Annotated in this window: 24 protein-coding genes and 1 pseudogene; 2 read left to right on the forward strand and 23 right to left on the reverse strand. The window is 41.5% G+C overall.

All coding sequences use genetic code 11. From position 1 onward, the window contains the following. The 7 genes from pstA to QM959_RS05170 form a co-directional block, all read right to left on the reverse strand. Positions 1–885, reverse strand: a complete 885-nt coding sequence (pstA, locus tag QM959_RS05140) for a phosphate ABC transporter permease PstA (protein ID WP_000543046.1) — start codon at positions 883–885, stop codon at positions 1–3. Then, positions 875–1,792 (reverse strand): phosphate ABC transporter permease subunit PstC, encoded by a 918-nt coding sequence (gene pstC / locus QM959_RS05145; protein ID WP_414371852.1) that lies wholly within the window; start codon positions 1,790–1,792, stop codon positions 875–877. The genes pstA and pstC overlap by 11 nt, the downstream gene beginning before the upstream one ends. Beyond that, positions 1,792–2,670, reverse strand: coding sequence for a phosphate ABC transporter substrate-binding protein PstS (locus tag QM959_RS05150; protein ID WP_414371853.1), 879 nt, complete (start codon positions 2,668–2,670; stop codon positions 1,792–1,794). Before QM959_RS05150 ends, pstC begins: the two co-directional genes overlap by 1 nt. Positions 2,671–2,997: 327 nt before the next feature. Further along, entirely contained in the window at positions 2,998–4,302 is a 1,305-nt protein-coding gene (locus tag QM959_RS05155; RefSeq protein WP_414371855.1) for an RsmF rRNA methyltransferase first C-terminal domain-containing protein, read from the reverse strand. After that, positions 4,303–5,076: an inositol monophosphatase family protein gene (locus QM959_RS05160; protein ID WP_414371857.1), complete on the reverse strand. Its 774-nt coding sequence runs from the start codon at positions 5,074–5,076 to the stop codon at positions 4,303–4,305. Beyond that, entirely contained in the window at positions 5,066–5,344 is a 279-nt protein-coding gene (locus QM959_RS05165) for a UPF0223 family protein (protein WP_414371859.1), read from the reverse strand. The genes QM959_RS05160 and QM959_RS05165 overlap by 11 nt, the downstream gene beginning before the upstream one ends. Then, positions 5,344–5,745 carry a Spx/MgsR family RNA polymerase-binding regulatory protein gene (locus QM959_RS05170; protein WP_247934727.1) on the reverse strand — a complete coding sequence of 134 codons (402 nt, stop codon included), beginning with the start codon at positions 5,743–5,745 and terminating at the stop codon, positions 5,344–5,346. Before QM959_RS05170 ends, QM959_RS05165 begins: the two co-directional genes overlap by 1 nt. Positions 5,746–5,955: 210 nt before the next feature. On the opposite strand from QM959_RS05170, the pseudogene QM959_RS05175 reads away from it, so the two are divergent. Further along, positions 5,956–7,121, forward strand: a pseudogene (locus tag QM959_RS05175) (IS30 family transposase). A 573-nt stretch (positions 7,122–7,694) separates the two neighbouring features. On the opposite strand, the gene QM959_RS05180 reads toward QM959_RS05175, so the two are convergent. From QM959_RS05180 to QM959_RS05230, 11 genes are all read right to left on the reverse strand, one after another. Continuing rightward, positions 7,695–8,312: a TIGR01906 family membrane protein gene (locus QM959_RS05180; protein WP_414371860.1), complete on the reverse strand. Its 618-nt coding sequence runs from the start codon at positions 8,310–8,312 to the stop codon at positions 7,695–7,697. Further along, the gene (locus QM959_RS05185) at positions 8,302–9,075 is read right to left on the reverse strand and encodes a TIGR01457 family HAD-type hydrolase (RefSeq protein WP_414371862.1); all 774 of its coding nucleotides are present in this window, start codon (positions 9,073–9,075) and stop codon (positions 8,302–8,304) included. Before QM959_RS05185 ends, QM959_RS05180 begins: the two co-directional genes overlap by 11 nt. 7 nt (positions 9,076–9,082) lie before the next feature. Then, complete coding sequence (locus QM959_RS05190; protein WP_414371863.1) at positions 9,083–9,820, reverse strand: acyl-ACP thioesterase domain-containing protein; 738 nt, start codon at positions 9,818–9,820, stop codon at positions 9,083–9,085. A gap of 4 nt (positions 9,821–9,824) precedes the next feature. Next, positions 9,825–10,955 (reverse strand): radical SAM family heme chaperone HemW, encoded by a 1,131-nt coding sequence (hemW, locus tag QM959_RS05195; RefSeq protein WP_414371865.1) that lies wholly within the window; start codon positions 10,953–10,955, stop codon positions 9,825–9,827. Between the two features lie 84 nt (positions 10,956–11,039). Further along, complete coding sequence (locus tag QM959_RS05200; protein WP_414371867.1) at positions 11,040–11,435, reverse strand: YtxH domain-containing protein; 396 nt, start codon at positions 11,433–11,435, stop codon at positions 11,040–11,042. Positions 11,436–11,450: 15 nt separating this feature from the next. Continuing rightward, positions 11,451–11,834: a DUF948 domain-containing protein gene (locus QM959_RS05205; RefSeq protein WP_000895040.1), complete on the reverse strand. Its 384-nt coding sequence runs from the start codon at positions 11,832–11,834 to the stop codon at positions 11,451–11,453. Then, complete coding sequence (gene lgt / locus QM959_RS05210; protein WP_414371869.1) at positions 11,835–12,623, reverse strand: prolipoprotein diacylglyceryl transferase; 789 nt, start codon at positions 12,621–12,623, stop codon at positions 11,835–11,837. It abuts the gene before it with no gap. Further along, a complete protein-coding gene (gene hprK, locus QM959_RS05215) occupies positions 12,616–13,551 on the reverse strand; it encodes an HPr(Ser) kinase/phosphatase (RefSeq protein ID WP_247934719.1) in 936 nt (311 codons plus the stop codon). Before hprK ends, lgt begins: the two co-directional genes overlap by 8 nt. A 137-nt stretch (positions 13,552–13,688) precedes the next feature. After that, positions 13,689–14,651: a hypothetical protein gene (locus QM959_RS05220; RefSeq protein WP_414371871.1), complete on the reverse strand. Its 963-nt coding sequence runs from the start codon at positions 14,649–14,651 to the stop codon at positions 13,689–13,691. A 65-nt stretch (positions 14,652–14,716) separates the two neighbouring features. Further along, the gene (gene rpsU / locus QM959_RS05225) at positions 14,717–14,893 is read right to left on the reverse strand and encodes a 30S ribosomal protein S21 (protein ID WP_000048054.1); all 177 of its coding nucleotides are present in this window, start codon (positions 14,891–14,893) and stop codon (positions 14,717–14,719) included. Between the two features lie 142 nt (positions 14,894–15,035). Then, positions 15,036–15,743, reverse strand: coding sequence for a glucosamine-6-phosphate deaminase (locus tag QM959_RS05230; protein WP_033683351.1), 708 nt, complete (start codon positions 15,741–15,743; stop codon positions 15,036–15,038). A 149-nt stretch (positions 15,744–15,892) separates the two neighbouring features. On the opposite strand from QM959_RS05230, the gene queA reads away from it, so the two are divergent. Continuing rightward, positions 15,893–16,921, forward strand: coding sequence for a tRNA preQ1(34) S-adenosylmethionine ribosyltransferase-isomerase QueA (queA, locus tag QM959_RS05235; RefSeq protein ID WP_414371906.1), 1,029 nt, complete (start codon positions 15,893–15,895; stop codon positions 16,919–16,921). Between the two features lie 65 nt (positions 16,922–16,986). On the opposite strand, the gene QM959_RS05240 is transcribed toward queA, so the two are convergent. The 5 genes from QM959_RS05240 to QM959_RS05260 are packed head-to-tail and all read right to left on the reverse strand — an operon-like array spanning position 16,987 to position 21,685. Next, positions 16,987–17,847 (reverse strand): YihY/virulence factor BrkB family protein, encoded by an 861-nt coding sequence (locus tag QM959_RS05240; protein ID WP_414371873.1) that lies wholly within the window; start codon positions 17,845–17,847, stop codon positions 16,987–16,989. A 27-nt stretch (positions 17,848–17,874) separates the two neighbouring features. Then, positions 17,875–19,929, reverse strand: coding sequence for a cation:proton antiporter (locus QM959_RS05245; RefSeq protein WP_414371875.1), 2,055 nt, complete (start codon positions 19,927–19,929; stop codon positions 17,875–17,877). 11 nt (positions 19,930–19,940) lie between these two features. After that, complete coding sequence (locus QM959_RS05250; protein WP_414371877.1) at positions 19,941–20,195, reverse strand: hypothetical protein; 255 nt, start codon at positions 20,193–20,195, stop codon at positions 19,941–19,943. Further along, positions 20,188–20,745: a tRNA (mnm(5)s(2)U34)-methyltransferase gene (locus QM959_RS05255; RefSeq protein WP_414371879.1), complete on the reverse strand. Its 558-nt coding sequence runs from the start codon at positions 20,743–20,745 to the stop codon at positions 20,188–20,190. The genes QM959_RS05250 and QM959_RS05255 overlap by 8 nt, the downstream gene beginning before the upstream one ends. Next, a complete protein-coding gene (locus QM959_RS05260; protein ID WP_247934713.1) occupies positions 20,729–21,685 on the reverse strand; it encodes a TIGR01212 family radical SAM protein in 957 nt (318 codons plus the stop codon). Before QM959_RS05260 ends, QM959_RS05255 begins: the two co-directional genes overlap by 17 nt. Positions 21,686–21,690 lie beyond the last annotated feature (5 nt).

The following is a 21,690-nucleotide window of genomic DNA, read 5'->3' on the forward strand; positions in this document are numbered from 1 at the left end:
TTAGGCAGCGGTTAATTTCTTATGTAGGTAGCTTCCGAGTTTGCGAGCTCCAAAGTTAAAGATGAGGATAAAGATGAGGAGCACGGCTGCAGAACCTGCTGATACGATGGTCCCATCTGGAATGGTTCCTTCACTGTTGACTTTCCAGATGTGGACAGCCAAGGTTTCTGCTTGACGGAAGATAGAGATTGGGCTGGTCACACTGAGAATATTCCAGTTAGACCAGTCCAGAGCTGGAGCGGATTGTCCTGCTGTATAGATGAGAGCGGCAGCCTCACCAAAGATACGACCAGAGGCCAAGACGACACCTGTTACAATACCTGGAAGGGCTTCTGGAATAACCACATGGACCACTGTCTCCCAACGAGAAATCCCAAGGGCCAGACCAGCTTCACGTTGCGTATGGTGAACGTGTTTCAAGCTATCTTCAACATTACGAGTCATCTGAGGCAGGTTAAAGACTGTCAAGGCCAAGGCACCTGAAATGATTGAAAATCCATACTCAAACTGAACTACAAAGATCAAGTAACCAAAGAGACCCACAACTACTGATGGCAGTGAAGACAAGATTTCAATACAGGTTCTGACAAAATTGGTCACAGGACCTTTTTTGGCGTATTCAGCTAGGAAAATCCCAGCTCCCATAGACAAAGGCACAGAGATAATCAAGGTAATGACCAGAAGGAAGAAGGAATTATAGAGCTGAATTCCAATCCCTCCACCTGCTTGGTAAGAAGATGATTTGCCAGTCAAGAAAGACCAAGAGATGTGGGGCAAACCACGAACCAAGATATAAAGAATCAAGGATGCCAAGATGGCAACAATAATTCCTGCAATTGAGTAGAGGACAGCTGTTGCAATTTTATCTAATTTCTTAGCGTGCATAGTTTTTCTTTCCTCTTTCTTTCGTAATCAATTTAATGACACTGTTGAAGGCCAAACTCATCAAAAGCAAGACTAAGGCCAGTGACCAGAGAACATTATTGTCAACGGTTCCCATAACGGTATTTCCGATACCCATGGTCAAAACAGAGGTCAAGGTCGCAGCAGGTGTTGTCAATGAAGTTGGGACAACGGCTGAGTTACCGACCACCATCTGAATGGCCAAGGCCTCACCAAAGGCACGCGCCATCCCAAAGACCACTGCTGTGAAGATACCTGAACGCGCTGCCTTCAAGGTCACGCGCCAGATGGTTTGCCAACGAGTGGCTCCCATAGCCAAACTAGCTTCACGGTAGTGACGAGGCACCGCACGCAAGCTATCGGTTGTCATAAAGGTTACCGTCGGTAAAATCATGACAAAGAGAACGAAAATCCCTGATAAGATTCCAAAACCAGTTCCACCAAAGACACTACGGACAAAGGGAACTACGACCTGCAAACCGATAAATCCATACACGACTGAAGGAATTCCGACTAGCAATTCAATAGCTGGTTGCAAGATTCTAGCACCTTTTGGTGAGACTTCAATCATAAAGACTGCCGCACCAATAGCAAAGGGAGTTGCGATAAGGGCTGATAGGATTGTGACAATAAAGGAACCCAAAATCATAGGAAGGGCACCAAATTGTTTACCTGAAGGATTCCAAGTTTGGCCAAAAAGGAAATCAAAGATATTAACCCCATTGACAAAGAAGGTCGACAAGCCTTTTTGGGCTACAAAAATCAAAATCATAGCCACAATGATGACAATCAAAGACAGACAGGCAAAGGTCAAGCCTTTTCCTAGTTTCTCTAGACGAGAGTTCTTTGAGGGAGAAAGTAATTTTTTAGCTAATTCTTCTTGATTCATTACTGGCTCCCTTCTATTGCTGTCACAGTACCTGCAGCATCTTTTTCAACCTTCATTTCCTTAACAGAAATATAACCCATTCCCTTAACGATTCCACTTTGCGCTTCATCTGAGAGGACAAAGTTGAGAAATTCTGCCACCAATTCATTTGGCTTACCAAGGGTGTACATGTGTTCATAAGACCACAAAGGCCAATTGTTAGTTGTAACGTTTTCTGAGATTGGCTCATAACCATTGAGTTTGATAGTCGCTACTGAATCATCAACATAGGCGAAGGCTAAGTAAGAAATGGCTCCTGGTGTTTGAGAAACAATGGATTTAACCATTCCGTTTGAATCTTGTTCTTGACTCTGCATAGCAGATTGGCCATCCATGATAACACTATCAAAGGTTGCACGCGAACCAGAACTTGCCGCACGGTTAATAATAGAAATGGCTAGGTCTTTGCCACCGACTTCTTTCCAGTTGGTAATTTCACCTGTAAAAATTTTGCGAAGTTGTTCTGTCGTAAGATTATCAACATCTACTTCTTTATTGATGATAACAGCTATACCCGCAACAGCTACCTTGTGGTCAACTAAGGCAGAGGCGTCGATCCCGTCTTTTTCCTCGGCAAATACGTCTGAATTTCCTACATCAACAGCTCCAGACTGAACCTGAGACAGACCTGTACCAGATCCGCCACCTTGGACGTTGACTGTTTTTCCAACGTGCATAGAGCCAAATTCATCTGCTGCTGCTTCGACCAAAGGCTGAAGAGCCGTTGAACCAACAGCTGTCATGGATTCTCCACGATCAATCCAGCTAGCACATCCCGCCAAAGAACCTGCTAGCAAAAGAGCAGCAAGGGATAGAGCGAGTTTTTTCCTTTTTTTCACTGTTTTTCTCCTTGAAAATAATGGTGAATGCTGTGAATTTTTTCAACTATTTATTTATGTTTTTCCTTTTTAAAATTGGGAGGTGAGTGAAGTTGTTCGCTTAGTTTTACTAGAAATTTGCTCATACTCTTCGAAAATCAAATTCAAACCACGTCAACGTCTCCTTGCCGTACTCAAGTACAGCCTGCGGCTAGTTTCCTAGTTTGCTCTTTGATTTTCATTGAGTATCAGTCACCTTCTCCGCTAATTTTGACTTAAAATGAAAGACAATTTGAAAAAAATCCATACTTCCACTATAACATAGACAAGCTACTTTGACTAGCATTTTCACTTGAATCTGAGGCCTTTTGGAAAATAATTTTTCAAAACATTTCCAGTCACCTTTGCAAAGCCCAAACCATTGCCTTGAACCAAAACTTGGTACCAACCATTTGGCAGACTTTCCGCTAGCTGAACGGTTTCTCCAGCGACATACTTTACAAACTCTTCTTGGTCAATTTCAACCGACTGCTTGACCTGACTCGGTTTCAAAGCTAGACCAAGAGCAAAACTAGGCTCAAAGCGTTTCTTCTTAAATGTACCCAGATGCAATCCATTGCGAGCAATCTTGACTTTCCCTAAATCTGGCAAGAGTTCTGGCAAGAGATAGAGTTGATCCCCAAAAGTCTGCAAGATGCCGGGTAAATTAACCTTCAAGTGTTTTTGGGCAAATTCCTGCCACAAGGCAACTTGTTCTCGGCTGAGATTGCTCTTACTTGCCTTACATTTAGGTGCCGGATTTTCACCTTTAAACTGTAGATGAGCTACAAACTGACCCTCTCCCTTAAAATGATGAGGGTACATCCGAGCCGTTTCTGGCAAATCAATACCAGCTACCATTCCATTGATATGCTCTACTGGCAGCAAATCAAAATCATACTCTTCCAGTAACCAATTGACAATCTCTTCGTTTTCCTCGGGTGCCCAGGTGCAGGTTGAATAAACCAGACGACCACCCTCTGCTAGCATGGTTACTGCATCTTCCAGAATTTCTCTTTGCAAGCTAGCGCATTGACTCGGATAATCTAAGCTCCAATAGTCCATAGCGTCTGGTTGCTTACGGAATATCCCTTCACCAGAGCAAGGGGCATCAAGGACAATGAGATCAAAATAGCCTTTAAAGACCTTGGCCAAACGGTCAGCAGATTCATTGGTCACCACAACATTTGTCGCTCCAAAGCGCTCCATGTTTTCAACCAAAATCTTAGCCCGCTTGCTTGAAATTTCATTGGAAACCAGGATACCTTCACCTGCTAGATAGGCTGCTAATTGAGTTGATTTGCCTCCCGGTGCAGCTGCCAAGTCCAAGACCTTCATTCCAGGACTGGGCTGGGCTACCTGAGCCACCATCTGGGCAGCGGGTTCTTGCGAATATACTAAACCTGTAGCATGCTCAGGCGATTTCCCTGAAACCTTCCCATAGTGGCCCCAAGGGGTTTGAGGAATGGCATCAGGAAAGGAAACTGGCGCTTCTTTTAAAGGATTGATCCGAAAGGCCGAAACCGCTTCCTTCTCAAAAGAGGCAAGAAAATCTCTTGCCTCTTCTCCTAGTATCTCTTCATATTTTTCAACAAATCCTTCTGGAAATTGCATTTAAGTTCTTTTCCTTTCGTAAATATAGGACTGAATTTCCTCTTGCATCTCAAGAGGCACCATCATGACCGCCTGTCTGGTTTGAAAATCAGGAGTTTCACCAGAAAGAGTCACAACTCGATAGCCCAGACTTTCCCCTAAAATACTAGATGCGGCATAGTCCCATGGTTGCAGATAAGTGACATAGGTCAACAAACGCCCTGACAAAATCTTGGCAAAACTAATGGCCGCACTCCCATAGACACGAACACCGAGGACCGCTCGACTCAAATCAGCCAGGCCCCATTCGTTGGTTTCCAGCATACCACTATTTCCTGCAATGAGAAAATCTCCAAGAGGTTTTGCTTTAAAGGGAGCTAGGGGCTTATCATTTCGACAAACTGGAAAGGCTCCACCACCATGGTAACAATCCCCTTTAACCACATCATAAATCAGTCCAAATTGCCCTTGACCATTTTCAAAATAAGCCATCATAACTGCAAAATCTTCTTGCTGGGCGACAAAATTATTGGTACCATCAATCGGATCAATGACCCAAACCTTGCCCTCTTGAACCGAGGCTCGCAGACAACCTTCTTCAGCACAAATCTTATCTTCAGGATAACGAGACAAAATCTCACTAACCAAAAGCTCCTGAACTTCCTTGTCCAGTCTGGTCACTAAGTCTGTTGGAGAGGACTTAGTCTCAACACTTAAGTCTTCCTGCATATGGTCAAGGATGTACTGGCCCGCTTTCTTAACAAGCTCTTTAGCAAATTCAAATTTACTTTCCAAGAGAAATCTTTCCTTCCCCTTTTTCCTTGGCAGCCTGAACTGCTCGGTAAAACGAATAGTCACTAACCGTTTCAAATTCTCGTCCCAAACGTTTTTCTTCGCTCTTACTTGGCACGACCGCCTTGAATCCCTTATAGGAGTCTAGTAACTTTTTAGCCTCTACCTTGCCTTCATAGGCAGCTTCAACATCATTAAAAAAAGAAAGCACTGAAGCAAGTTCTTCAGTGCTCCACGACAAATCTAGTGGGTAACTATACTGTTTGTTCATTAACTAATACCAGCTCTCATTCTTGCTTCTTTTAGTTCTTGCTTACGGTAACTACGAGGGAGAAAAGCACGAATCTCATCTTCATTAAAACCAATCTGCATACGTTTTGCATCGATAATAATCGGACGACGCAAAAGACTTGGATACTGCTCAATCAAATGAAGCAATTCCGATACCGAGATACTCTCTACATCAATATTCAATTTTTGAAAAATTTTTGAACGAGTTGAAATGATGTCATCAGTACCATTTTCGGTCAAGTAAAGGATGTGTTGCAATTCTTTTCTTGTTAAAGGACTGGTCATAATATTGTGTTCCTCAAAGGGCACCTTATGTTTTTCTAACCAGGCCTTTGCCTTACGACATGAAGTACAGCTCGGTGATAGAAATAGTGTAATCATGCTTTTCTCTTCTTATCTATACTTTGCTACCTCTATTATACAAAAAAATAAAGCGCTTGACTAGGGATTTTTAGAAAAAAAAGCCTATTTTTTCAAGAGGTAACTTCTCAAAGTAACTTCCACTTGTCTGACCAAAGTGGAAGTTAGTCTAAAACGAATTTTTATGGTGGAATTAAGTATGAGACGTTTGAGTTAGAAATGAGGTCTACTATGACAAAACATAAACATCTTACCCTTTCAGACCGTAACGATATCCAACTAGGTTTAGAGCGCGGTGAAACCTTCAAAGCTATTGGCCAACTTATTCTAAAAGACCCCACCACTGTTTCTAAAGAAGTCAAACGAAACAGACAAATTAGAGAGTCTACATGTGATAACCTTCCTTGCTCTCTACTCGATAAGGCTCCCTTTGTCTGTAATGGGTGCCCTAAAAGAAGGCAAAATTGTGGCTATCAGAAAATCTTCTACCTCGCTAAACAAGCTCAAAAACAATACGAACAAACTCTTATCGAAGCTCGTGAAGGAACTCCCCTTAATTCTCAGACTTTCTGGGACATGGACAAAGTCATTTCTGATGGTGTTAAAAAGGGACAACACATCTATCATATCCTCAAAACTCATAACCTTGATGTTATTCCTCAACTGTCTATCGACACATCCGAAAAGGTTACCTGTCTATCGCTCCGATTGATTTAGCCAGAGCCGTTAAATTTAAAGAGAGAAGAAAAAGTAAGCTACCTTCCATCCCTAAAGAATTGAAAAAAGGCCGTTCCTATGAGGATTTCCAAAATTATTTGGCCCTTAAGCAACTGAATTACTGGCTGGAAATGGACACCGTTATGGGTAGAATGGGAGGTAAAGTCCTACTCACCTTCAATCTCTCTTTCTGTAACTTTATCTTCGCTAGGCTTCTGGAGAATAAAACTGCCCTTGAGGTTACCAAACACCTCTATGACATCAAAAACACTCTTCACGAAGCTGACAAAGATTTCTTCCAACTCTTTCCTGTTATTCTGACAGATAATGGTGGGGAGTTTGCTAGGGTTAATGACATCGAAATGGATATTCGTGGTGAAATAAAACTCTTCTTTTGTGATCCTAATCGCTCTGACCAGAAAGGGAGAATTGAGAAAAATCACACGCTGATTCGCGACATTCTACCAAAGGGAACTTCCTTTGACAATTTAACTCAAGAGGACATCAATCTCGTTTGTTCACATGTCAATAGCGTCAAGCGCGCTGCTTTGAATGGAAAATCAGCCTATGAACTCTTTGCTTTTACTTACGGAGAAGAAATTCCTAAGCTTCTCGGCATTTCTAAAATACCTGCAGAAGACGTCTGTCAGTCGTCTAAATTACTCCAACATAAGATCTAAAAACTAACCTTCAACCCCATTCAAACGTCTCACACTAACTTCCACCATAGCGGAACTTAATCTGAAACGCTTTCAGATGTGGGGATTTTGTGCGCTCTTTTTTTCGATTCTTTTCGGCTACAAAAATGATGAAATCAAGCATTAGTAAAACCAGTGGAACTTACCCTGACACGGATTTCCACTGGTTTTTAGGATTTTTATCAGATTAACTTCCACTTGTACTAGCGGTGGAACTTAGTTTGGGAATTTAGCTATTTTTTCAAGAAAAATAGACTGTTCGCGAACGATTGACGCAGTTGGATTTGGCTATACTCAATGAAAATCAAAGAGCAAACTAGGAAGCTAGCCGTAGGTTGCTCAAAACACTGTTTTGAGGTTGCAGATAGAACTGACGAAGTCAGCTCAAAGCACTGCTTTGAGGTTGTAGATAAGACTGACGGAGTCAGTCACATATATAATCCAAGGCGAAGCTGACGTGGTTTGAAGAGATTTTCGAAGAGTATTAATTCACTCTTAACGATGGTTTCAAACGATATGCAATTTTATATATACAAATTAAAAACATCTTTCGTTTCACTTCCTACGACTTTTCAGATAAAGAGAGCCAAAGAAGCTTTCATAGAGGGCGAAAAAGAGGAGGAAGGCATGAAGGAAGAAGGCCTCTGGCAAAATCAGAATCACTGGATCCTTGGCTTGATCAAAAAGCCAGGTATCATCCCCCACAAAGAGAATTTGATGAAAAAGAGTAAAGAACTGCTCAAAACCAATCAAAACTCCCCCAAGGCCAATCAACACAGGTAAAATTACTAAAGCGAACAACGCCTTACTAAATAGAGATAGAAATCCCTTTTTCACAATCCCTTTGACAAAGAAATAGAAACTTGGCAGTGACACTAGGGCTACTAGCTGAACCAAGTGAAAGAGGTTCTTGACCACTGCAAAGTGGTGCAGACCAGCTGCTGACGAACGAAAATCAGGCATCTGCAAGACCTGACTAAAAGGATTGGTCAGATAATTCATCAAGATATGAAAGTTGTATTGAATGGTTTCTGGTTTTAGATAGACTCGATTCGTTAAGTTCAGCAACTGAATCTCCATAGGATAGAAAACCCAAGACAAATAAATGGTCAGAAGGATTGAGAGGGAGAAGAGAAAGAGCATAGAGCCCCAAAAGGTCAGTTTAGTTTTCATCAAAATCCCACTCCGCAAGGCTAGAAACCACATGAGTCGGTGCGATTGGCAGGTCTGCTACTTCTTCTGCCTTGGTAAAACCTGTCGTCACCAAGAGCGTGGGAATGCCATTGTCAATCCCAGCCCGGATATCAGTCAGGTAATTGTCCCCGACCATGATTAACTCTTCACGTTCCAAACCTAGGTGCTCAACCGCCTTTTCCATAATGATAGCATTTGGTTTTCCAATATAAACAGGTTTCACTCGTGTAGCTGCTTCAAGGAGAGTTACTAGCGAACCTGCTCCAGGTAAAAGACCACGTTCTGTAGGAATATTGAGGTCAGGATTGGTTCCGATAAAATGAGCTCCCTTTTGGATAGCGAGAGTTGCTGTCGCAAATTTTTCATAGTCGACTTGCCAGTCCAGGCCAACTACTACATAGGCAGGATTTTCCTTGTCTTCCACATATCCAGCCGCTTTGATAGCTTCCTTGAGCCCTGCTTCTCCGATGATATAGACGGTCTTTTTAAGACCCAAGTCATTCATATAGTCGATGGTTGCCAAGGTCGCTGTGTAGACAGTCGATAGGGGTGTATCAATATTAAAATTCTGAGCCAACATCTCCTGAACACTCTCAGGAGTGCGGGTTGTATTGTTGGTCACAAAGAGATAGGGAATGTCTCGCTTTTGCAATTCATGGACAAAAGCCTCTCCTGCCGGGATTCTATTTTTCCCCTTATAAATGGTTCCGTCTAAATCAATTAAATAGCCTTTATATTTCATATTTTCTCTAATCCTTTTTTATTTCTTGCCAAGTGATGATTGCTTGGGCATTGGTAGCCCCGTCGCTTGTAATCTCATGCTTGCTTTCCAGTCCAGTCCGTTCAACAGCCGATGTAATAAGCCCACCTGGTCGAACTTCCTTGACATACTTGAGGTTGATTTTCTTGGGAATATATTGGGTCAAAAAATCAGCTCCCATAACCTCAAAAATCCAGTCCAAGTATTTACTGTTATTGACATGGCCATTCATATCCAAATCGTAAAAACGAACATGGTAATCCTTGCTGATAGGCTCTTCTAGATTTGTATACTTTGGCCCGCGAATCAATTTTTTATCAAAATCAGACTGGTAAGGAGCCACAATCTCAGGTTCTACTGCATGAACTTTTCGACTGTCTCTATCCATGAGAACAAAGGTCGCCATCATGTGGATGAGCTCCTGTCCTGCTTCATCATAAATGGTAAAGCGACGGTAGCAAAAGAGTCGATTGTAGCTCAAGGCTTCCGTTTCGATGGTGATTTCTTCCACAAAACGAGGCAAACGAGCCACCTCAATATCATAGTCTGTGATAATCCAGACAAGATTATAGTCTTCCAAAATAGCCTTATCACTAACTCCCAACTCAATCGACTGCATCCCTGAAACTTGCAGGGACAGTAAAATCACATCTGGAAGCTTGATATGACCGTTCATATCAGCCATATCAAAAGGAATTTTCATTTTCATTTGATAAGTTAAGCCCATCATCCTACTCCAAAATAAATCGTTCTGCTACGGTGTCTCCTAAAAAGAGACCTCTCTTTGTCATGCGAACTCGGTCACCCTCTATTTGCATTAGACCTTGTTGAACTAAGTCTCTGACAATTTCTCCATAAAGTCCTTCAAAAGACCGTCCAAATTTTTCCTCAAATCGCACCATAGAAACCCCTGATTTCTTGCGAAGCCCCAAGAACATTTCCTCTTCCATTTGCTCTTTTTGACTCAGGTGCTCTTCTGTGATGCGAGCATTGCCTTCCTCAACTGCACTTAGGTAATGACGAATGGGACCATGATTTTTATAGCGAACACCATTGACATAACCAGAGGCCCCAGCACCGATACCATAGTATTCAGCATTGTCCCAGTACATGAGATTGTGGCGACTTTCAAAACCAGGCTTGGAGAAATTAGAAATCTCATAATGCTCAAAACCTGCTCGCTCCAGCTCTGCAATGATGTACTCAAACATCTCAGCTTCGAGTTCTTCCTTAGGCAGAGGTAATTTCCCTCGTCGCATCCGATTCATAAAGACCGTATGATTTTCTAAAATCAAGCTATACAAACTCATATGGGGAATATCCAGCCCAATGGCCTTAGCCACATTTTCCTTGACCTGCTCCATGGTCTGACCAGGTAGCGCATAAATCAAGTCGATGGAGATATTGTCAAAACCAGCTAATTTCAGGCGGTCAATATTTTCATAGATATCCTTCTCCAAGTGGCTACGACCAATTTTTTTCAGCATCTTGTCATCAAAGGTCTGCACACCTAGCGAAACACGATTGACAGCTGAATTTTTTAAGACTACAATCTTATCGGAATCCAAATCACCAGGATTAGCTTCAATGGTCAACTCCTCTAAAACTGATAAGTCTAATTTTCTAGTTAGACCATCCAACAAAGTCTCCAATTGCTGAGCTGACAAGGCTGTAGGAGTTCCTCCTCCAATATAAAGAGTTCGCAACTTTCGAATATCATAGGAGCTATATTCTCCCAATAAATGCTCTAGATAGCTATCTACTGGTTGATTTTTAATAAAGACCTTTGAAAAGTCACAATAATAACAGATTTGTGTACAAAATGGAATATGCACATAGGCTGATGTCGGTTTCTTCTGCATAGTATTTATTATACCATAAAGAGTTCATTCAAGAAAAAAATCACCATGTCTGACTCCTAGGGAATCATGAAATGGTGACTCTATTTAATCTTCTTGAATCTCGATGACGATTTCTTGACCTTCTTCTTGTTCTTCCACAACTACTTTTTCTTCCAGTTGTTCTTTGAGACTGTTCAAGGTCTCTTTTGAAGCTTCAGTCGCTTGTTGAGCTAAAGATTTAGACTTTTCAAGAACTGTGTCAAGAGTAATTTCCCCAGATTCAATCTGCTCTTTTGTTTTAAGAACAAATTCTTTGGTTTGTTCTTTGACATCCGTTAATTTTTCACAAACCTGCTCTTTAGCATACTCAGGATCTTCTTTTAGATCTTCTAAAAATTCTTGTGCTTGGCTTCTAATTTGGTTTCCTTTGTCGCTAGTTAGAAACAAGGCAAGAGCTGCACCTGAAACGGTTCCTAAAAGGATTGAGGATAGTTTACCCATAAGGATTCTCCTTCTTTATTTTTTGAAAAATTTACTTGCAAGACGAAGAGCTGACAGACTTGCACCAGTCTTGAGTGTTTTTGAACCAGCTGATGAAGCTTTCTTGCTCAAGACACGCGCATGGTCATTGAGGTCTGAAACAGATAGCGATAAATCTGCAACAGCACTAAAGAGTGGATCAATCGTTGCCACCTTGACATTGATATCATCTGCCAAGACATTGACCTTAGCCAATAATTCATTAGTATGATGCAAGGTCACATCCACATCTGAAGTCAAGGTTTTAATCGTCTTCTCTGTTTCATCGATAACACGTCCAAGCTTTTGTACAGTGATGATTAGATACACTAAAAATACAATCAAAGCAAGGGCTACAAGAATATATGCAACTTCTAACATTTAGTTTTCCTCCTCTGTAACATAGTAAGGGGCCTTCTTTCGATTTTGATATAGAATGATAAAAATACCGAGACCGATAAGGACAACTGATAGCCATTGAGACACTCGAAGTCCAAAGAACATGAGACTATCTGTCCGCATGCCTTCGATAACCATACGACCGAAACCATACCAAATCAAGTAGAAGGCAGTAATATGACCTCGTCTGAGGCTCTTCCATTTTCGTCTAAAAATCAGAATCAAGGCAAATCCAAGCAGATTCCATAGAGACTCATAAAGGAAGGTTGGCTGACGGTAGCTCCCCTCGATATACATCTGGTCACGGATAAAGGCAGGTAGATAATTCAGATTATCCACTGCTGCACCATAAGCTTCTTGGTTAAAGAAATTTCCCCAGCGCCCCAAACTTTGGGCAATCATGACGCTAGGTGCTGCAATATCAAGAAAATCCCAAGTATTGATGAGTTTGCGATCAGCAAAGATATAGAGTACAAGTGCCCCAGTAATCAAACCACCGTAAATGGCCAAACCACCATTCCAAATGGCAAAAATTTCTCCCAAGTTCTGACTATAGTAATCAAAACGGAAAATAACGTAATAAAGACGAGCTCCTAAAATAGCCAAGGGAAAGGCGATCAAGATAAAATCTAAAATATCGTCTGAGATAATCTTCTTTCTAGGCGCTTCTTTCATGGTCAAATAAACCGCAAGAATCAAGCCTGTGACAATACACAAGGCATACCATCGAATAGCTAGAGGACCTAGATGAATAGCAATTGGATCAAGCATTAGGCACCTCGTTTTGAGCAATGAGATTTGTCAAGCGTTCTTCGAACAAACGCGTGGCATCAAAGCCCATTTCCTTGGCACGATAATTCATGGCAGCTGCCTCAATCACAACAGAGATATTACGACCTGTTTTCACCGGGATACGGATACGAGGAATAGCTACACCAGAAATTTCTATTTCCTCTGCATTATTTCCAAGACGATCAAAGGTCTTATGTGTATCATAATTTTCCAAGTAAACAGCTAGCTGGACTTGTGAAGAATCCTTGACCGCACTCGCTCCGTAGAGACTCATGACATCGATAATCCCAACACCACGAATTTCAATCAAGTGTTTCAAGATTTCGGCTGGTTCGCCCCAAAGAGTAATCTCATCCTTGGCAAAAATATCGACACGGTCATCAGCCACCAAGCGGTGACCACGTTTGACAAGCTCCAGACCTGTCTCACTCTTACCGATGCCACTATCGCCTTGAATCAAGACACCCATACCATAGATATCCATCAAAACACCGTGCACACTGGTACGTTCTGCCAAACGAGAATCCAGATAACTAGATAACTCTCCAGACAAACGACTGGTCGCTGTACGGCTGGTTAAAATGGCAATCTTACATTCTCTGGCTGCCTTCAACATCTCCTCTGGAATCACCAAACCACGAGCAACAATGACCGCAGGCGTCTCAGGTAGAAACATTTTTTTCAAGACTTGGTAACGGTTGTGAGAGGACATCGAAACAAGATAAGACCACTCCTTCATTCCCAAAAGCTGGATCCGCTCTGGCGTGTAGTAGTCAAAATATCCTGTCATTTCAAGACCAGGTCGCGTAATGTCCGCGGTATTGATTTCCTTTTCAAGTAATTCTGGTTCGCCATAGACAATGTCTAATCTAAGCTTTTCAATCACTTCTTTTACTAAAACCGACATCATTTCCTCCTTCAGATGAGTTCTCCCTACTATTATATCAGATTGTAGGTGGAAGTTTCCTTTTTTTTGCAGGATTTACAGTATTTATTTGATGTTGCTTGGGAAAAGATTTGACTAGGAAGTTTTTTCGTACTCTTTCAAATTAACCTAGACAAGTCTACTGCAAATCGGTCAACGTCTATCACCAAGTCCCTTCCAGATTTTTCTAAGTAAATCCTTGGAAGACCTTTTGTTAATATTCTGTTCGCATCAGCCATATCTTGAGGATAGGTATAGAACTGTTGACCTTGTGGAAACTGATTTCGGACTTGCCATTTTTCAAAATCCTTCAGAAAAGTCTTATGAGACGGCATACTAACTTCTTCGAACATCGAATGGTCAAAATATTTCACCAATCGATAGAGACCATGAACTTCATCAGCAAAGCATTTATCTATCTTTTCAAAAGGATAACCCCGTCTCTGATAAGCTAGGCATAATTTTTGCAAGGAGTCACTTAATGCAACTGCATCTTTTCTTGCCAAGTTTATAAAGTAACGAACAGAAAATTCTTCGATACCTGTTCGTTTTTTCTTCTCTAGAAACTGTTGTGCCAATATAAGAGACTCTGATAATCTGTCTTCATCCTGATAATAAAGAGCGTACAAAAGATTGATGACATTTTGTGGATAATAGGTTCCTTTCAGTAAAGGCAAATCTTTTGGTATATAAGATGAAATGACTGAAAAATCGTTACATGCAAAAGAGGTAAATAAGCCCCTCAAAATACCATCTGTATAGATTGTTCCACTTGCAAGCAAACCTCCTCTAATCAATTCTTCTCTTCCTGTTTGCCACAGAGCATTATTTAATTGTTTGTAATCTCCGTCTAGAAAAGCTGTATAGTATGCAAAATATTTAATATCATCTAGTAATAAACTACTGTACAATTTTGTCCTTAAAACATTATCAGACAATACTTTCGAATCCTTCAAATACTTATGAAAAATCCTCTGATTAGACTCTTCAAATTCCTGCCAGTTTATAGGATTTGAATAATAACCCCAATCCTTAAAACGTTCTTCGCGCATCTTTTGATATTCTTTTATATACTCTTTCATAAGTTCATCCTATCTCTATACAATGTGCAAAAAAAGACTAGACAAGTCTAGCCTTTCATTTCTAATTAGAATTTTTTACGTTTACGAGCTGCTTCTGATTTACGTTTACGTTTTACAGAAGGTTTTTCATAGAATTCACGTTTGCGTGTTTCTTGAAGAGTACCAGCTTTAGTAACCGCACGTTTGAAACGACGAAGTGCGTCGTCAAGAGATTCATTCTTACGTACTACTGTTTTAGACATTTTTTTCACTCCCTTCAAGTTCAAGATCTATTCTATTCTACACGTAAAAGGAATAATTGTCAAGAAAAAATGCGGTTTAATTTTGATTTTTTCTGCCATTTATACAAGTCTTGAAACCACTCATCCCAAAGGGGTTCACTTTTTATTTTTCAAGTAAGCTGAGCGCTTCAGCATCTGCAATGATGGTCACATCTGGATGGTTTTGCAAGCTACTTGCTGGTAGACTCTCAGTCACTGGGCCAGACACTGTTCCGGCAATGGCTTCTGCTTTTGATTCACCGTAAGCAAAGAGAAGGATTGACTTGGCATCCAAGATGTTTTTAATCCCCATTGAAATGGCTTGGGTTGGAACGTCTTCAATCTTGTCAAAGAAGCGCGCATTGGCTTCGATAGTCGACTGGTCAAGCTCTACCAGATGCGTTTGACTGTCAAATGGAGTACCAGGTTCATTAAATCCGATGTGTCCATTGCGACCGATTCCCAAGATTTGGAGGTCAACTGGATGGTCAGCTAAAATTTGGTTGTAGCGTTCAACTTCAGCTTCAGCATTGTCCTTAACCCCACGAGGCAAGAAACTTTCTTTAAATGGTTTTTGGTTAAACAAGTTTTCTTGCATAAAGTAACGATAAGACTGTGGGTTATCCCCATCAAGCCCTACATACTCATCAAGATTCACACTAGTTAGATTTGAAAAATCAAGGTCACTCTCAACGATTTCCTTGTAAAATTCAAGTGGGCTGCTTCCTGTCGCAAGTCCCAATGTTTGAGCTCCATTGGCCAACTTTTCCTTCAAAATCTCAAAAGCAACTTTTCCACCTTCGACTTGGTTTTCAACTTTAATGACTTTCATCTATTTATCCTCCGTTTTAATCTATATTTATTATATGGTATAGACCAATTTTTGTCAAGTGAAAACGATTTAATTTCTAAAAAAGAGCGTCCAAACTTGAAACGTGTTATAATGGATAGGATTAGAACTTAGAAAGAATGAACAAATATATGAATACAGCTGATTTTGATTTCCACTTGCCCGAGGAATTGATTGCCCAAACACCCCTTGAAAAACGGGATGCTTCTAAACTCCTCATTGTCAACCGTGAAACGGGAGAAATGCAGGACAAACACTTCCACTCTATTATTGATATGCTGGAACCTGGTGATGCCCTTGTCATGAACGATACCAGAGTTCTCCCTGCCCGCCTCTATGGTCAAAAGGAAGAAACTGGAGGTCATGTGGAACTTCTCCTGCTCAAAAATATTGCTGGTGATGAGTGGGAAGTTTTAGCTAAACCTGCCAAACGCCTCAAGGTCGGCACTCGCGTCAGCTTTGGTGATGGTCGCCTCAGCGCTGTCGTTACAGAAGAATTGACCCACGGGGGGCGCATTGTCCGCTTTGAATACCAAGGAATTTTCCTAGAAGTCTTGGAAAGTCTAGGTGAAATGCCTCTGCCACCTTATATCCACGAAAAACTGGATGACCGTGAACGCTATCAAACTGTTTACGCCAAGGAAAGTGGCTCTGCTGCTGCACCGACTGCTGGCCTCCACTTCACTAAAGAATTGCTGGCAGAAATCCAAGCTAAAGGTGTCCATCTAGTCTATCTGACTCTTCATGTCGGACTCGGAACCTTTAGACCTGTTTCTGTGGACAATCTGGACGAACACGAAATGCACTCAGAATTCTACCAACTTTCTGAGGAAGCTGCTGCCACCCTTCGCTCTGTTAAAGAAAATGGTGGTCGTGTCATCGCTGTCGGAACCACTTCTATCCGCACCTTGGAGACTATTGGTTCCAAGTTTGATGGGCAAATCCAAGCAGATTCTGGCTGGACCAATATCTTTATCAAACCCGGCTATGAATGGAAGGTCGTGGATGCCTTCTCAACAAACTTCCACCTGCCAAAATCAACTCTGGTCATGTTGGTTTCTGCCTTTGCAGGCCGTGAATTAGTCTTAGATGCTTACCACCATGCCATTCAAGAACACTACCGCTTCTTTAGTTTTGGTGATGCCATGTTTATCTATTAATTTTCATAATCAAAAAAGCGCATATTATCAAGTTTGATAGTATGCGTTTTGTAATGGATAAAGAATTAATTTATTCTAAAGCTCGGATCTTTCAAACTCTGGACACTGGCATTGATAACTGCGCCGACAATTAAAATCTTAGCGATGAGAATAAACCAGAACATCATGACCACCACGACGACGGAACTGAAAAAACGCACGTCCACTAGGTGATTGACATAGTTGTTGACATAGACTGAAAGGATATTGAGCAGTAAGGCCAGAGTCAGCAAGACAAAGGCACTACCTGGTAATACATAGCGAATTCGTCGGACCTTAACATTGGGCAGAAAATAGTAGAACATGACCAAGATAGTGAAAATCAAGGCATAGATCAAGGGGCCTGTTAGGTCTTGCAGGTAATCAAAGAGAGGACTATCCGATTTCAAGTAGCTTTTGATAAGGTTGAGAAGCATGCGACCAAAGACACTCAAAAACAGAGCTAAGGCGAAGAGAATCTGCAAGCCAAAACTGACAAACAAACTCATGAGCTGCTGGGAAATCATCCCACGATTTTTTGCCACTCCGTAAGCTTTATTAAAGGCTTTCTGTAGGAAATTCATAGATTTTGAAAAGGTCCAGAGGGCTGACAAAACCGCAAAACTCAATAAGCCCGTTGAAGGTTGGGTCAGCACTTCTGTAATAATTTTTGCCACCACATCATACATGGTATCCGGCAAAAATTCATTGACAACCTTTAAAAAATTAGAAACTGGAATCTGAAAATAAGGGAGAATATTGACCACCACCAAAAGCAGGGGAAAAATCGAAATCAACCAATAGTAGGCTACTGCGACACTGGTCAACTCACTATCTGATGCTTGATAATAATGCAAAAAAGCTTTTACTAAAGGCTTGTCTATCAACTCTTTCCACCGCTTTTTCATGTCACACTCCTTCACTTAAAATCTTGATTAATTTCTTCTTACCAATTCCATCATATCATAAGGCAGGGTATTGGCAGCTTCCTTCAGAGAATAGTTCTCTAAGTTATTCATATTTTGTCGTAACTTCTTAGCATATTTGGTCGAAATCAATCGTTTTTCTTCATATTCGAAAATCAACTTGCGCTCCAGATAATAGCCTCTCAGCATTTCATCGATATTATTGGGTTTAACGCGATTAATAACGCGTTCGACAAAGGCACCACTGGTGATAATAGCTGTTTCTCGGAGTCGAGAATCCTGCATAAAGCTGATTAAAGAACTCTTATAAACACCTTTAAGGTTCTCCAAACTTTCGATAATCATCTCTGTATTTTCTAGATAGAGCTCTGCAATTTGGTCATAGTCAAGGGCTCTGAGTTTCTGCGATTCTTCATTTTTCCAATTTCGGAAGGTCTTTCCAAAAGTAAAGACTTCGTGAAGGAGAAAACGTAAAATCCGCAAGGAAACAAGGAAATAATAGGTCAAGCGTGAAGCAAACTTGCGATTGATACTTTGTTCCATGTTTTTTAAATAACGTTGGTAGACTCGATAGGCACGCTCACTCATCTTGCCTTCTTCGTAAGCCTGTTCTAACCCATCACTTTCAATACTGAGGATGAGAAGTTTCAAGGTCTCCCAGTCTTCTTGAGCCCCCTTATTTTCTTGACTCAATATAAGGTTCTCTATTCGTCCATGGTAATTGTCAATGGCTGCATAAAGAGGGAGCTTATTCTTATGAGTTTCAAGTTCCTTTTCTAACTCCGAAGTAACCTCATTCAAAATGGCAATATGCATGAGATAATCCTTGCTTTCTTCCTGTTCATCCGAAAGATGAGGCAAGACCAAGAGACCTGTTAAAAAACTTACAAGCGTCACACCTGCGACAAGGAAAAGCAAGAGAGGATACTCCTGCTCTAGATCACTTGGTATCAGAAGAATCGTAGCGATCGACACAGTTCCCTTGACACCTGAGAAGGTCAAGAGAAGCATGTCCTTTATATACTTATTTAACTTTTTCTTAAGGCGTCGGGTCCTATAGGCATAGTAGCCATAAATCATGACAAAACGAATAGCAAAGAGGACAAAGGTAAGGGCTATAAGAGATCCCAATAAAAGTAAGGGATTATAGATTGGATTGGTCAAGATAGGCTCTGCTATCATTTCCAGCTCCATCCCTAAAATCACAAAGACAGAACCGTTGAGCATAAAGTTCACTGTATGCCAGACCGTCTCGGTCACCGTATCCACTTGGGCTTCTAGGAGCGTAATTTTCTTAAAACGACTTGCCTGTAAAATCCCAGCAACCACAACGGCAATAATCCCTGAAACATGGACTTCCTCTGCCAGGAAGAAGGTCACCAGAGGCAAACTCAATTCTAATAAAAGTTCGCTGGCAATATCCGTTGCGCGCACACTCAGCAAGAAGGTGTGGAGGAAACGGTTGGTCATGGCTGTTAAAAAGCCAATTAAAAAGCCGCCTAGGATTGAAAAGATGAGCGAACTACTAGCTTGCCCAAGGGAAAAGGCTCCAGTTGTCCAAGCTGTCAAAGCTACCTGAAAGGCCACCAAACCAGAAGCATCATTCAAGAGTCCTTCACCTTTAAGAATATTAGACACGCGCTTAGGAAAGCTAAACCGCTCCGAAAGAGAGGCAAAGGCCACCAAGTCCGTAGGCCCAAGGGCTGCCCCAACAGCCAAGCAAGCTGCCAAGGGAAGGCTGAGCCAAAGAAGATGGGCTAAGCCCCCTAAACTCAAGGTCGAGATGAAAATCACTGGAAATATGAGATAAACAATGATTCGCCAGTGTTTTAAAATAGCCGTAATATCGGCTTCCTCCGACTCTCTGAAAAGCAAGGGCCCGATAACCAATGCCAAAAACAACTCCGTATTGAGGTGAAAGTCGGTATTGGGTAAAAAGAGACCAATCACAATTCCCAACAGAATTTGCACCAAAGGGAGAGGTAAAAAGGGCAGGAGCTTATTGGTTGTACTTGAGACAATCAAAACCAGTAAAAATAGGATTAGGTAAATCAGTAATTCCACGCACGTCCTCCTTAATCTTTTTTACAACAGAATTCAAATATCTCCTTCTGCTCTTTGATTTTTTGGTCAATCTTGGAACAGTCTTTGTGCTCAATTTTTCTCTGGCACCGTTCCATTTCAAAAGCAACTAATTTTTTCTTGATTTTAAGCATTTTTTTGCTCATATGCGCTTGGTCTAACACACCCACTGCTCGTTCGTGGTGGGTTGACTCAACAAAATTCTGGCGCATGGCATCCAGCTTTTCACGTAGGTATTGTTTATCCATGTCTATATCTTTCTAATTTTTCAATCATTACTAAAAACGGTGGGTTGTTGACTTGGTTTAAAGTTCGGTAAATAGCAGCTGTGTACTCTTGTTGGTTCAACTGGCTAACAAAATCCAGCACAGCATCTTTCTCGAGGTCGCCTCCTTCATGACCATAGTAGATCATGATGGCAATCCGTCCCCCTTTGACAAGTAACCCACACAGCTTTTCTAATGCTTCAATCGTTGTCTGAGGTCGGGTGATGACAGACTTATCAGCTGACGGCAAATAGCCTAGATTAAAAATCCCTGCCTTAGCTTCTGTCACAAACTGGTCCAGTGTCTCATGGCCTTGCAAGATTAACTGGACATTTGTTATTCCAGCTTGGTCCAAACGCTCTTGGGTCTTTTCCAAGGCTTGCTCCTGAATATCAAAGGCATAGACTTGCTTTGCTAATTTGGCTAAAAAAAGCGTGTCATGACCATTTCCCATGGTCGCATCCACTACGATATCCTCTTTTGTCACTACCTCAGCCAAAAAATCATGTGCCATCTCAAGTGGTCTTTTCATTTTCAAACTCCTGTTTTACAGCCTTGCATCCTTGAACGCTTCCACGACGCCGCATTTCAGTTTCAATAGCATTTAGCACTTCCCATTTATTGAGGCTCCACATAGGACCAATCAGCATATCTCTAGGAGCATCTCCTGTGATTCGATGGATGACGATATGCTTGGGAATGATTTCCAGTTGGTCACAAATGACCTTGACATATTCGTCCTGACTCATGAGTTGCAAACGCCCCTCGTGGTAATCCCGTTGCATACGTGTATTGGTCATCAAGTGAAGCAAATGCAGTTTAATCCCTTGAATATCGTTATCCGTGACACAGCGACGGACATTTTCAATCATCATCTCATGGGTTTCACCAGGAAGTCCGTTGATCAGATGGGAAACAATCTCAATCTTGGGATACTTTCTTAAACGCTTGACCGTTTCCACGTACAATTCATAGGAGTGGGCGCGGTTAATCAGGTCAGAAGTTGTTTCATAAGTCGTCTGCAAGCCCAATTCTACCGTCACATGCATGCGCTCCGATAATTCAGCCAAATATTCGATGGTTTCGTCTGGCAAACAGTCTGGGCGCGTTCCAATATTGATTCCTACCACACCTGGCTCATTGATAGCCTGCTCATAACGTTCCCGAATAACTTCCAATTTTTCATGGGTATTGGTAAAATTTTGAAAATAAACCAAATACTTCTGCACATCTGGCCACTTACGATGCATAAAGTCAATTTCCTTATAAAATTGCTCACGGATAGGCGCATCCGGTGCTACGATAGCGTCTCCAGAACCTGAAACCGTACAAAAAGTACAGCCTCCATGAGCCACAGTCCCATCACGATTGGGACAGTCAAAGCCCGCGTCGATAGGGACTTTAAAAGTTTTTTCTCCAAAGAGTTTTCGATAATAATCATTCAAGGTGTTATAAGATTTCATAACTTTCATTATAA

The organism is Streptococcus mitis (assembly GCF_047459985.1).
Taxonomy (GTDB): Bacteria; Bacillota; Bacilli; order Lactobacillales; family Streptococcaceae; genus Streptococcus; species Streptococcus mitis_DZ.